The following is a 12,901-nucleotide window of genomic DNA, read 5'->3' as shown; positions in this document are numbered from 1 at the left end:
TTGCGAATGAGTTGATACGATTCAGGCCGCCGATTCAGCACCAGCGGGCGACTGCGGCCGCTCGGGGTGCTGCTTGCGGTAGGCCGCGTAGTACAGGGTCGGGATCACGACCAGGGTCAGCAGAGTCGAAACCAGGATGCCGAAGATCAGCGAGATCGCCAGCCCGTTGAAGATCGGGTCGTCGAGGATGAAGAAGGCGCCCAGCATCGCGGCCAGGCCGGTCAGCATGATGGGCTGGGCGCGCGTGACGGCCGAATGCACCACCGCTTGCCGGAAGGGCACGCCCGCCTTGACCTGCAGCTCGATGAAGTCGACCAGCAGGATCGAGTTGCGTACGATGATGCCGGCCAGCGCGATCATGCCGATCATGCTGGTCGCGGTGTACTGCGCGCCCAGCAGCGCATGGCCCGGCATCACGCCGATCAGGGTCAGCGGGATCGGTGCCATGATGATCAGCGGCGTCAAATAGCTGCCGAACTGCGCCACCACCAGCAGGTAGATCAGGATCAGGCCGACACCGTAGGCCGCGCCCATGTCGCGGAAGGTTTCATAGGTGATCTGCCACTCGCCGTCCCACTTGAGCGCGTAGCCGCGCCAGGCGTCAGCCGGCTGACTGATGAAGTATTCCTCCAGCTTGCCGCCAGTCGGTGCCTTGATGTCGGCGATCTGCGCGCGCATCTGGAACATGCCGTAGAGCGGGCTGTCGATCTGGCCGGCCATGTCGGCGGTCACGAAGTTGACCGGCAGCAGGTCCTTGTGGATCACCGGCTGCTCGCGCAGGGTGTCGCTGAGCGTGACCAGCTCGCGGATCGGCACCAGCTGGCCGGCACTGCCGCGCACGGTCAGCTGCAGCAGCGCGTCGAGCTCGCCATGGCGCTCGGGCGGCAGCTGGATCAGCGCCGGCAACGGATACTTGCTGCCGTCATGCAGGTAGGTCGCTTCCTCGCCGGCCAGGCCGGCGCGCAGCGTGCTGACGATCGCTGCCTGCGGCACGCCCAGCAGCGCGGCCTTGCGCCTATCCACCAGCAGCAGCTGGCGCGGTGCGTCCGCGATGCTGCTGTCGTCGACGTCGACCACGTTGGCGGTCTGCTCGAACACCGCGCGCACCGCCTTGGCAACCGAACGCCTGCCCTCGGCATCCGGGCCGTAGATCTCGGCCACGATCGGCGACAGTACCGGCGGGCCCGGCGGCACCTCGACCAGCTTGACATTGGCGCCGAAGCGCTTGCCAATCGCCTGCAGCTCGGGCCGCAGCCGGGTCGCGATCGCGTGACTCTGGTCGGAACGATGGTGCTTGTCGACCAGGTTCACCTGCAGGTCGCCGACCTCACCGCCCGCGCGCAAGTAGTACTGGCGCACCAGGCCGTTGAAGTTGATCGGCGCGGCCGTGCCGGCATAGGCCTGGTAGTCGGTGACCTCGGGCACGGTCGACAGATAAGCGCCAAGCTCGCGCAGCACGGCCGCGGTGTCCTCCAGCGGTGTGCCAGCCGGCATGTCGACCACGACCTGGAACTCGGACTTGTTGTCGAACGGCAGCATCTTGAGCTGGACCAGACCCGCGACCGGCAGCAGCACCGACAGCGCGATCAGGCCGGCAATGCCCAGGCCCAGCAACTTGCGGTTGCGCCCGCCCGAAGCCGGATGCAGCAGCGGCTCGAACACGCGCTCGAACAGCGGACCGAGCTTGGCCGCCAGCCCAGTCGGGGCCGCATGGCCGCCGGCTGCATGGCCGTGACCAGCCTTCATCCAGAGCCGAGCCAGCCAGGGCGTGACCACAAAGGCGATCGCCAGCGACAGCAGCATGCCCATGCTGGCATTGATCGGGATCGGGCTCATGTAGGGCCCCATCAGACCCGAGACAAAGGCCATCGGCAGCAGCGCCGCGATCACGGTCAGCGTGGCCAGGATGGTCGGGCCGCCGACCTCGTCGACCGCGCCCGGGATGATCTCGGCCAGGGTCTTGCCGGGATAAAGCTGCTGGTGCCGGTGGATGTTCTCGACCACCACGATCGCGTCATCGACCAGGATGCCGATCGAGAAGATCAGCGCGAACAGCGAAACCCGGTTCAGCGTGAAGCCCCAGGCCCAGGAGGCAAACAGGGTCACGGTCAGGGTCAGGATCACGGCGGTGCCGACGATGGCTGCCTCGCGCCGACCCAGCGCAATGAAGACCAGCGCCACCACCGAGGCAGTGGCGAACAGCAGCTTCTGGATCAGCTTCTGCGCCTTGTCGTTGGCGCTGGCGCCGTAGTTGCGCGTTTCGGCAACCTCGACCGCAGCCGGGATCACGCTGCCACGCAATTGCTCGACGCGCTGCATGACGGCATTGGCGACGTCGATCGCGTTCTCGCCCGGCTTCTTGGTCACGGCCAGCGTCACGGCCGGGAACTCGCCGCCACCTTGCTGCTGGTTCAGGCCATGCCAGACATGGCGGGCGGCGGGCAGCGGACCCTCGCTGACCTCGGCCACATCGCGCAGGAACACCGGCTTGCCGGCGCGCACGCCAACCATCAGCTCGGCCACCTCGTCGGCGCTCGACAGCCAGGGGCCGGCCTCGAGGCTGACGCTCTGGTTGCCGGCCAGCAGCTCGCCGACCGGCAGGCCCATATTGGCCGACTGCAGGCTCTGGCGCAGGTCCTGCACCGTCACGCCCGAGCCCGCCATGCGGCCCGGATCGATCTGCACCCGCACCGCGCGTCCCGGGCTGCCCAGCGTGGTCACGTCCTGGGTGCCTGGCACGCGCTTGAGATCAGCCTCGATGCTGTGCGCGACGCGCTCGAGCTCGTAGGCGCCGGTATCGACGTCGCGGCTGAACAGCGTCAGCGTGACGATCGGCACATCGTCGATGCCCTTGGGCTTGACCAGCGGCTCCAGCACGCCCAGCCCTGGCGGCAGCCAGTCGCTGTGGTCGCGCAGCGTGTCGTGCAGGCGCACCAGCGCCTCCGAGCGCGGCACGCCGACCTTGAACTGCACCGTCAGCACCGCCACGCCCGGGCGCGACACCGACATCACATGCTCGATGCCGGCGATGCGCGACAGCACCTGCTCGGCCGGAATCGCGACCATCTGCTCGACATCGCGCACCGAGGCACCGGGAAACGGCACCAGCACATTGGCCATGGTGACGTTGATCTGCGGCTCCTCCTCGCGCGGCGTCACCAGCACGGCAAAGATGCCCAGCAACAGCGCAACCAGCGCCAGCAGCGGGGTGATCTGCGCGCTCTGGAACAGCGCGGCGATCCGGCCCGAGGGGCCCATGGACTTGATCGGACTCATTCGGCGTTCCTTCAGCGTGCGACCGCAGCGGCAGCCTGCGGATCGGCAGCGACCTTGTCGCCCGGACGCAGACCGGTCAGGATCTCGACCTGGTCACCCGAGGCCCGGCCCAGGCGAACCTGGCGCAGCCGGGGCTTGCCCTGGGCATCGACCACATAGACACCCGTCAGCTCGGCGCGGCGCAGGATGGCGCTGGCCGGCAGGAACAGGCGCTGTGGCCCGGCCTTGGCGCTGGCACTGGCGCCAGCCGGCAGCCAGACGCGGGCGAACAGCCCCGGCATGACAGCCGTGTTGGCCGGGCCAACCACGGCCGTGGCGCCCGCTGCACCAGCGGCACCGGCGGCACCGGCGGGCGGCAAGGCGAGCCGGATCTGCGCGGTGTGGCTGGCCGCATCGATCGTGGGCAGCAGCTCGACCGAGGCCGGCTGCAGGCGCGCGGCCGAGCCGGCCAGACCGTTGATCTCATAGCGCACCTGATCCAGCCTGGAGCTCAAGCTGCCCAGCAGCGCCTGCGGCACCGCCGCCGTCACGCGCAGCGCGGACGGATCGTGCAAGGTCAGCAGCGGGCGGCCCGGCAGCGCCATGTCGCCCAGCGTGACGGCGACCTCGCTCACGACACCCGCATAAGGCGCCTTGAGCAGGAAGAATCCCGATTGCGCCTGCGCAACCCGGGTCTGTGCCTGCAGCGCGTTGACCTGGGCCTGGGCCGCTTCCCACTGGGCCTGGCTGCGCTCGAGCGCGGCCTGGCTGATGTACTGCTTCTGGTGCAGCTGCCTTTGCCGCGCCAGCTCGCTGGCAGCGACCTTGAGCTGGGCCTGCGCCGCCTCGACCTGGGATGCACTGGCCGCCACGCCCTGCTGGGCCGCGCTGGCGTCGATGCGCAGCAACTCCTGGCCGGCCTTGACCCGGTCGCCCGCCTTGACCTGCAGCGCGACGATGGCGCCGGCGACCTGGGTCGAGAGCCGGGTCTGGCGCACCGCCTCGACCACGCCGTCCAGGCTGGTCTCGTTCGACTGGCCCGCCGCGCTGCGCAGCTCCACCGTGGCCAGCGCCCCCCCCTCGGCGACCGACTCGGCGGCCGACGCCGCGCCGACCATGGACAGGGCCGCCAGCGCTACCAGGCTCATCCGATGTAAGCATTTCATCTTGCGTTCCTCATGCCTCTGCAGCTTGTTGCTTATTTAACTGATTGATTAATGATGCAATGTTACAATAAAAACATGCCAAGCCAACAAATTTCCCCAACCGTCGATCCAGGCCAGGCCAGCCCAGCGGATTGCCCGGCGATGGAACACATGCCGCACGAGGCGATGGTGGAAATCGCCGCCTACTTTCAGGTGCTGGCCGAGCCGACAAGGCTGCAGATCCTCAACCTGCTGCGCAGTGGCGAACGCAATGTGAGCGAACTGGCCCAGCTGTGTGGCTTCACGACCGCCAACATCTCGCGTCATCTGACTATGATGAGCAAACATGGACTGGTCAAGCGCGAAGGACGCGGCACCAGCGTGTTCTACCGCATCGCCGACCCGACCATCTACGCCCTGTGCGACCTGGTCTGCGGCAACATCGCGCGCCAGCTCGAACGCTCGGCCGCGAGCCGGGCCGCCTTCACTGGGGCCCCGCACTGAGCATCCGGCCGGCTTCCCGGCCCAGGGAGGACCGACATGGAATCGACCCGTCAGGAATCCGACTCGCTAGGCACCATCGCGGTGGATGCCAGGCGCTTGTGGGGTGCACAGACGCAGCGCTCGCTCGAGCATTTCGCGATCTCGACCGAACGCCTGCCGCCGGAACTGGTCCAGGCGCTGGCCTCGGTCAAGCTGGCCTGCGCCCAGGTCAACGCAGAGCTGGGCTTGCTGCCGCAAGACAAGGCACAGGCCATCATGGCGGCGGCGCAAGAAGTACTCGACGGCCGGCATGCGGACGAGTTCCCGCTCTCGGTCTGGCAAACCGGCTCGGGCACCCAGAGCAACATGAACCTCAACGAGGTGCTGGCCAACCGCGGCTCCGAGCTGCTGGGCGGCCCGCGCGGGCGCGAGCGCCTGCTGCACCCCAACGACGAGGTCAACCTGGGCCAGTCCTCCAACGATGTCTTCCCGACTGCGATCCACCTCGCGGCGGCACTCGCCATCCACGCACGGCTGCTGCCGGCGCTCGACCAGCTGCAGGCGACCCTGGCCGATAAGGCCCTGGCCTTCGCCGACATCGTCAAGATCGGCCGCACCCATCTGCAGGATGCCACCCCAATCACCCTGGGCCAGGAGTTTTCCGGCTACGCAGCCCAGCTGAGCCAGGCGCGCGCGGGGCTGATCGGAACGCTGCAATGGCTCTATCCGCTGGCCATCGGCGGCACGGCGGTCGGCACCGGACTCAACACCCACGCCGAATTCGGCCAGCGGGTCGCCGCCGCACTGGCCAGCCGCCACGGCCTGCCGTTTTGCAGCGCTGACAACAAGTTCGCCGCGCTGGCCGCGCACGACGGCCTGGTGGCGGTGCATGGCGCGCTCAAGACCCTGGCCGTCGCGCTGATGAAGATCGCCAACGACATCCGCTGGCTGGCCAGTGGGCCACGCGCCGGCCTGGGCGAGTTGAGCCTGCCGGAAAACGAACCCGGCAGCTCGATCATGCCCGGCAAGGTCAATCCGACCCAGTGCGAGGCGCTGACGATGCTGTGCGCCCAGGTCATGGGCAATGACGTGGCGCTGGGCATCGGCGCCGCCAGCGGCAATTTCGAGCTCAACGTCTTCAAGCCGCTGATCGCGCACAACCTGCTGCAAAGCATCCGGCTGCTCGGCGACGGCATGGCCAGCTTCGACCTCCATTGCGCGCGCGGCATCTTGCCCAACCGTGATCGCATCGAGCAGCACCTGAGCCAATCCCTGATGCTGGTGACCGCGCTGGTGCCGCATATCGGCTATGACAAGGCGGCCCGGATCGCCAAGCACGCGCACCAGAATGCCTGCTCGCTCAAGCAGGCCGCACTGGCGCTGGGCTACGCCACTCCCGACGAGCTAGACCTGTGGCTGCGGCCGGAGTCGATGCTGGGCCCGCGCTGAGGGCCAGGCACTCGCCGGCCAAGCGGCGCAGCATCACAGCGCAGCTCACTGGCCGGCCCAGAAGCCGACTGACGTCAGGCCTGGCTCAGGACAGGATCTGTTCGCTGAAGCGCCACAGCTCGGCCGCCAGCCGCTGATCCTGTGCCAGCTTGGACGGGGTCTTGAGCGCCGAATCAGCGTAATAGCAGCCGGTCTCGTGCTGTGGCGCCTGCAGCGCGCAGTAGAGCGTGGTCTGCGCGCCCTGCTCCGGGTCGCGCAAGCCGCGCAGCTTGAGCAAGGGCCGCAACAGCCGCGGCACCTGGCGCCAGATCTCGGTATCGACCACGCCCGGATGCACCGCATAGCTCGACACCCCGCTGCCGGCGAGCTGGCGCCCGAGCTCGGCGCTGAACAGCACATTGGCCAGCTTCGAAACCATGTACTCCCGGATTCCGGTCAGGCTGCGGGTGGGCCGGCGCAGCTCGGCCCAGTCCAGCCCCGGCGCCCATTGGTGGGCCCGGCTGGCCACGGTGACGACGCGCGCCGGCGCCGATGCGACCAGCCGCTCGCGCAGCAGTTGGGTCAGCAGGAAATGCCCCATGTGGTTGACACCGAAGGTCAGCTCGAGTCCGTCACGGCTCAGCCCGCGCTGGCCGCCGAGGCCGGCATTGTTGACCAGCAGGTGCAGCGGACGGCCGCTGGCCAGGAAACGCTGCGCGCAGGCGCGTACCGAGGCGAAATCGGCCAGGTCGAGCTCGAGCCAGTGCGCGCCGGGTCGCCCGGTCAGCTGGGCGATCTCGTCGAGCGCCGGCTGGGTGCGCGCCAGCGAACGGGTGGCCAGGAAAACCTCAGCGCCGCGGCGCGCCAACTCGCGCGCCGTGATGCGGCCGATACCGGTGTTCGCTCCGGTGACCAGGGCCACCCGGCCGGTCAGGTCTTGTGCAACAGGCTGATTCAAAGGCAGATCAACAGGCAGGTTCATGGGGTCATATTGTCAGCCCAGCGTGACAGGCCGCTGCCAAGGCCCGGCGCCAAGGCCGGCCGCTGGTGTATAACCGACGCCTCGCCAGCCAGGCTGGCAATTCATCTTCAACCCGCGCCAAGACGCGCGACACAACGGAAAAGATCAGACATGGGCGCGCAGTGGAAAGCAAAAGGCAAGGCACAGGCAGCCGACGCCAAGGGCAAGCTGTTTGGCAAGCTGGCCAAGGAAATCATGGTGGCAGCGCGCGGCGGTGCCGACCCGGCCGCCAACTCGCGGCTGCGACTGGTGGTCGAGCAGGCGCGCAAGGTCTCGATGCCCAAGGACACGCTTGAGCGCGCGATCAAGAAGGGCGCCGGCCTCAGCGGCGAATCCGTCAACTTCGAGCGCGTGATCTACGAGGGCTTTGCGCCGCACCGCGTGCCGGTGATGGTCGAATGCCTGACCGACAACGTCAACCGCACCGCGCCTGAAATGCGGGTGCTGTTCCGCAAGGGCCAGCTCGGCACCTCGGGCTCGGTGTCCTGGGACTTCGACCATGTCGGCATGATCGAGGCCGAAGCCACCACCCCCGGCGCCGACCCCGAACTGGCCGCGATCGAAGCCGGCGCGCAGGACTTCGAGCCCGGCGACGACGAGGGCGTGACCCTGTTCCTGACCGATCCGACCGATGTCGACCTGGTCAGCCGCGCCCTGCCGGCCCAGGGCTTCACCGTGCTGTCGGCCAAGCTCGGCTACAAGGCCAAGAACCCGGTCAACCCGGCCGACCTGAGCCCCGAGCACCAGGAAGAAGTCGAAGCCTTCCTGGCCGCCATCGACGCCAACGACGACGTGCAGGACATGTTCGTCGGCCTAGCGGGCTGACAGCCCGCTCTGGCCTCAGCCCCGGCTGTAGGCCAGTCCCGACGCCACGCCGCCGAACAGGTCGCCCTCGACCAGGGTCACGCCGGCAAACTCGGCCTGCAAGGCCTGCTGGAACGGCTGCAGCGCCGACGAGCCGCCGGTCAGGTAGATCGCGTCGAGCTCGCCATCGGCAAGGCCCGCGCGCTGCACGCATTCGCGCGCGCAGGCCACGGTGCGCGCCAACAAGGCGGCCAGATGCTCGCGCATGTCGGCCGCCGCCATCGGCACCGTCAGGCCGGACTCGAGCTCGGACAGATCAATCCGGGTGTCGGGCTCGCCCTGCGAACAACGGATCTTGGCCTGCTCGACCTCGTAGGCAATCCGGTGCCCCAGGCGCTGCTCGAGCACTCGCATCAGCCGCTCATGCAAGCGCGGGTCGAGGTAGTTGCTGCGCAAGGACTGGGCCTGTGCGATCGCGCGCGGCTGATACAGCCAGTTGATCAGATGCCAGGTCGACAGATCGAAGAAGACCCGGCTCGGCACCTCGCGCTGCTGCGGCCCGACATGGCGGAAACCCAGCAACGGCATCGCCAGCTCCAGGCTCAGCTTCTGGTCGAAATCGGTGCCGCCGATATGCACGCCGGTGGTGGCCAGCACATCCTGGCTGCGGTCGGCCAGGCTCATGCGATCCGGACCCAGGCGCAAGACCGAGAAGTCCGAGGTACCGCCCCCCAGGTCGACCACCAGCACCAGGCTCTCGCGCGTCAGGCGGCGCTCGTAGTCCAGCGCGGCGGCAATCGGCTCGAGCTGGAACGACACCTCGTCAAACCCGACCGAGCGCGCCGCCTGCAGCAGGGACTGCTGGGCCAGGGCATCGCGCTCGGGGTCGTCATCGACGAAATGCACCGGCCGCCCCATCACCACGCGCCGGGGCGCCGCGCCCAGGGTCTGACTGGCGCGCTCGCGCAACACCCCCAGGAAAGTCGCAACGATGTCGAGGAAACTGACCGCGCGGTGGTTGATGACCGTGGTCTCGAGCAGCAGCGAACTGCCCAGCAGGCTCTTGAGCGAGCGCATCAACCGGCCCTCGGTGCCGCCCAGGTAATGCGCCAGCGCATCGCGGCCGAAATGGGTGCTGCCCTCCTCGGCGTTGTAGAACACGGCGGTCGGCATGGCCAGCGCCTGGCCTTCGAGCGGAATCAGACGGGCCAGGCCCTGGTCGTCGGCCCAGGCCACGGCCGAGTTGGAAGTACCGAAGTCGATGCCGAGCGTGCCTTGAAGCGTAGGAGTCATGAAATAACAGGATGAGCAATGAATCGGGAAGGCAGGCCTTCGCAGGCGGTGGATTTTGACAGCTTCGATTAGAGTCGGTGCCCATGAACCGACTGGACACCGAACTGCACCGCCTCTACCTCCCGCAGCCCATCGCACCGCAGCAGGCCGAACCGGCCCAGGACGCCAGCCCCGCGCTGATCGGCGCCGACGGGCAGGTCCGGGCCCTGGTGCTGGAACTGGCCAGCGCAGCCGGCTGGGAAGCGGTCGCGGCGCTCTGGCAAGGCCTGCAAAACGAGCTCGAACTGCCTGCACCCGCGATCGCGATCTCAGGCGCCGGCTACCAGGTCTGGATCTCGCTCGTGCAGCCGGTTTCCGTGGCGCAGGCCAGGGGCTTTCTCGAGTCGCTGTGCCGGCGCTTCCTGGCCGGGATCGCGCCCAGACATGTCCAGATGCAGCCCAGCCTGGAGGCTGATGCACCTGAAGCATCTGATGCAGCAGGCTCGGCCCGGCACGCCCGGCTGATACCGGCCCAGCTGGATGAAAGCGGCCATTGGTCGGCCTTCATTTCGCCCCATCTGGCCGCCATGTTCGCCGACGAGCCCTGGCTTGACATGAAGCCCAGCCCCGACGCCCAGGCCGACTTGCTGCTGCGCCTGAAAAGCCTCTCGCCTGCCGACTGGCGGCGGGCCCAGCTGCAGCTCGAACCGGCCGAGGCAGCATCCACATTCGCAGCGGCGTCGTCATCCTTGCCCGCCGCGATGCCGGACCCGGCCGCAGCCGCTGGCAACCGGCCGGATGTCGAGAACAGTCCGGACGCCCAAGCCAGCGCCACGACCGGCCATCAGGGGCCGCGCGCCGCCTCGGTCGCTGAACAGGACCCCAGGCGCTTCCTGCTCGCGGTCATGAACGACCCGACCGCCGAGCTGCGGTGGCGCATCGAGGCCGCCAAGGCCCTGCTGCCCTACTCCACCCGCTAGTCGCTTAGGCGCGGCCAAGTGGGCGCAGCAGCGCAAGCGCCAGCGCGCCGGCCACCACGCCCCAGAAGGCGGAGCCGACCCCGCCCAGCGTCAGCCCCGAGGCCGTGACCAGGAAAGTGATCAGCGCCGGCTCGCGCTGGGACTCGTCCTTCATCGCAGTAGCCAGTCCGGCGCCTATGGTGCCGAACAGGGCCAGGCCAGCCAGCGCCAGCACCAGCTCTCTGGGAAAGGCTGCAAACAGCGCGCCGACCGTGGCGCCGAACAGCCCGACCAGCAGATAGAAGCCGCCGGCAAAGACGCTGGCCCAATAGCGCTTGGCCGGGTCTTCATGGGCCTCGCGCCCGCTGCAGATGGCGGCCGTGATCGCCGCCAGGTTGATCGCATAGCAGCCAAACGGCGCCAGCAGCAGGTTGACCAGGCCGGTCCAGGCAATCACGGGCGACACCGGCACCTTGGCATAGCCCGAGGCGCGCAGCACCGCCACCCCCGGCACGTTCTGCGAGCTCATCGTGACCACGAACAGGGGAATGCCGACCCCGACCAGCACGCGCAGGTCGAACTCGGGCGCGGTGAACACCGGACTGGCCAGCTCGAGCCGCAGCAGGCTGAAGTCAAGCTGGCCCTGCAGCGCCGCCAGCGCCGTACCCAGCACCAGCACGATGATCACCGCATAACGCGGCAGCAAGCGGCGCGCCAGCAGATAGGCCAGGAACATCGAAAACACCAGCACGAAGCGCTGCCCCATCGCGACAAACACCTCCATGCCAAAGCGCACCAGCACGCCGGCCAGCATGGCCGATGCGATGCCGGGCGGAATCCGGTCCAGCACCCGCTCGAAGCCCCGGGTCAACCCGGCCAGCAGGATCAGCAAGGCGCTGAACAGGAAGGCACCAGTGGCCTGCTCCAGGCTGACCCCGGCCAGCGCGGTCACCAGCAGCGCCGCGCCCGGCGTGGACCAGGCCGTGACGACCGGCGCGCGGTAGCGCAGCGACAGGCCGATGCAGGTCAGGCCCATGGCCAGCCCGAGCGCCCAGATCCAGGAGCTGATCTGCGCGGCAGTCGCTCCGGCCGCGGCCGCCGCCTGGAACACGATCGCGGCCGAACTGGTAAAACCGACCAGAACGGTCACGAAACCCGCGGACAGCGGGGCAAGAAAAGTACGCATGACCGGCCTCACTGCCCCCAAAGAGAAGACAGCGGTGCTGCCCATAGGCCCTCGCCCAAAGGCAGGGTTTCAGCGCCATCGTAGAGCAGCACGCCGAGCTTGAACTGGTCGCCGGCAAGGCTGGCAAGTTTTTTCAGGCCTCGCAGATCAGCTTCCTTGACCGTAGCCGTCGCCTTGACCTCCACGCCGACCAACTGCCCGGCGGAGTTCTCGATCACGACATCGACTTCTGCCTGATCGGCATCGCGGTAGTACATCAAGCTGTAGTCGCCCTCGGCGCTGGCGCCATGCTTGAGCAACTCGCCAAAGACGAAGGTTTCGAGCAGGTGGCCAAAACGGGTGCGGTCCTGACCCAGCTCATCGTGGCCCAGGTCCATCAGGGTTGCCAGCAAGCCGGAATCGATGAACTGGAGCTTGGGAGTCTTGACCACCCGGTTGAGCCGGTTGCGCGCCCAGACATCGACGCGCTTGAGCAGATACATCTGCTCGAACACTCCGAGGTAGCGCGCTGCAGTCTTGCCATCCAGCCCGACTTGCCCCCCCAGTTTCGTGTAATTGCACATCTGCCCCGCTGTCTGCGCCAGCGCGCGCAGGAAACGAGGCAGCTGGTCCAGCCTGTCGATACCGGCTACGTCACGGACATCGCGCTGAATGAGGGCATCGAGGTACTGACGCGCCCAAGCCTGACGGCGCCTTGCCAAAGGCCTTGCCCTCATCTCCGGGTAGCCACCGCACAACACCCGCTCGACCAGCGCATCACCCAGGGCCGGCGCCTCGGTCCGCAGCAGGCGTCCACTGAAAGCCGCATCAATCCAGTTCGACTGGCTGCGCTCGATTTCGCTTTGCGACAAGGGAAGCAAGGACAGGGTTTCCATTCGTCCGGCCAGGGAATCCGCCACCGCTGGCAAGGTCATCAAGTTGGCTGAACCCGTCAGCAGGAAGCGTCCGGGACGACGGTCCTCATCCACGCTTTTCTTGATGGCAAGCAGCAGCTGGGGCGCACGCTGGATCTCGTCGATCACTGCCTTGTCGAGACTGCGGATCATGCCCACCGGATCCTCCCGGGCCGACAGTCTTGTCAGATCATCATCCAGAGTCAGGTAGCGCATGCCCTGGCCGGCCATCTGTCGTGCCAATGTGGTCTTGCCGGCTTGACGAGGGCCTGCCAGCAACACAACCGGCGTATCCAGCAGCGCTTCGGTCATGCGAGGCTCGATCGAGCGTGGGTAGAGAAGTGGCTTGCTCATGGGCATGATCCTACCGTAAATTACGGAAACAAGGTACGTAAATTACGGAATCTGCAATCCATAATTTCGGAAAAAAGACACGTTGAAACCGGATTCCAGAC

The 12,901-nt window shown here is 67.7% G+C and carries 10 protein-coding genes; 4 read left to right on the top strand and 6 right to left on the bottom strand.

Annotation, left to right across the window (positions count from 1 at the left end; genetic code table 11):
• Nucleotides 1-21: 21 nt before the first annotated feature.
• Entirely contained in the window at nt 22-3,276 is a 3,255-nt protein-coding gene (locus C6P61_RS13015) for an efflux RND transporter permease subunit (RefSeq protein WP_105730360.1), read from the bottom strand.
• Nucleotides 3,277-3,287: 11 nt separating this feature from the next.
• On the bottom strand, nt 3,288-4,421 hold the full coding sequence (locus C6P61_RS13010) for an efflux RND transporter periplasmic adaptor subunit (protein WP_244908920.1): 1,134 nt from the start codon (nt 4,419-4,421) through the stop codon (nt 3,288-3,290).
• A 141-nt stretch (nt 4,422-4,562) separates the two neighbouring features.
• Between C6P61_RS13010 and C6P61_RS13005 the strand changes: the two genes are divergently transcribed.
• The gene (locus tag C6P61_RS13005) at nt 4,563-4,904 is read left to right on the top strand and encodes an ArsR/SmtB family transcription factor (RefSeq protein WP_105730358.1); all 342 of its coding nucleotides are present in this window, start codon (nt 4,563-4,565) and stop codon (nt 4,902-4,904) included.
• Nucleotides 4,905-4,940: 36 nt separating this feature from the next.
• Nucleotides 4,941-6,332: a class II fumarate hydratase gene (gene fumC, locus C6P61_RS13000; protein ID WP_105730357.1), complete on the top strand. Its 1,392-nt coding sequence runs from the start codon at nt 4,941-4,943 to the stop codon at nt 6,330-6,332.
• A gap of 85 nt (nt 6,333-6,417) precedes the next feature.
• Here the strand turns inward: fumC and C6P61_RS12995 are convergent, their stop codons facing one another.
• Nucleotides 6,418-7,293, bottom strand: a complete 876-nt coding sequence (locus tag C6P61_RS12995; RefSeq protein WP_105730356.1) for an SDR family oxidoreductase — start codon at nt 7,291-7,293, stop codon at nt 6,418-6,420.
• Between the two features lie 150 nt (nt 7,294-7,443).
• On the opposite strand from C6P61_RS12995, the gene C6P61_RS12990 reads away from it, so the two are divergent.
• Complete coding sequence (locus C6P61_RS12990; RefSeq protein WP_105730355.1) at nt 7,444-8,157, top strand: YebC/PmpR family DNA-binding transcriptional regulator; 714 nt, start codon at nt 7,444-7,446, stop codon at nt 8,155-8,157.
• A 15-nt stretch (nt 8,158-8,172) separates the two neighbouring features.
• Here C6P61_RS12990 and C6P61_RS12985 read toward each other — a convergent pair whose 3' ends face one another.
• The gene (locus tag C6P61_RS12985) at nt 8,173-9,429 is read right to left on the bottom strand and encodes an Hsp70 family protein (RefSeq protein WP_105730354.1); all 1,257 of its coding nucleotides are present in this window, start codon (nt 9,427-9,429) and stop codon (nt 8,173-8,175) included.
• 83 nt (nt 9,430-9,512) lie between these two features.
• Here C6P61_RS12985 and C6P61_RS12980 point away from each other — a divergent pair, with 83 nt between their 5' ends.
• Nucleotides 9,513-10,388: a hypothetical protein gene (locus tag C6P61_RS12980; RefSeq protein WP_105730353.1), complete on the top strand. Its 876-nt coding sequence runs from the start codon at nt 9,513-9,515 to the stop codon at nt 10,386-10,388.
• Nucleotides 10,389-10,392: 4 nt separating this feature from the next.
• Here C6P61_RS12980 and C6P61_RS12975 read toward each other — a convergent pair whose 3' ends face one another.
• On the bottom strand, nt 10,393-11,553 hold the full coding sequence (locus C6P61_RS12975) for a benzoate/H(+) symporter BenE family transporter (protein WP_105730352.1): 1,161 nt from the start codon (nt 11,551-11,553) through the stop codon (nt 10,393-10,395).
• 8 nt (nt 11,554-11,561) lie between these two features.
• The gene (locus C6P61_RS12970) at nt 11,562-12,758 is read right to left on the bottom strand and encodes an ATP-binding protein (protein WP_244908919.1); all 1,197 of its coding nucleotides are present in this window, start codon (nt 12,756-12,758) and stop codon (nt 11,562-11,564) included.
• Nucleotides 12,759-12,901 lie beyond the last annotated feature (143 nt).

This window comes from Malikia spinosa (genome assembly GCF_002980625.1).
GTDB lineage: Bacteria > Pseudomonadota > Gammaproteobacteria > Burkholderiales > Burkholderiaceae_C > Malikia > Malikia spinosa.
Note: the sequence above shows the minus strand (reverse complement) of the source record. Positions and strands in the feature narration are given on the sequence as shown.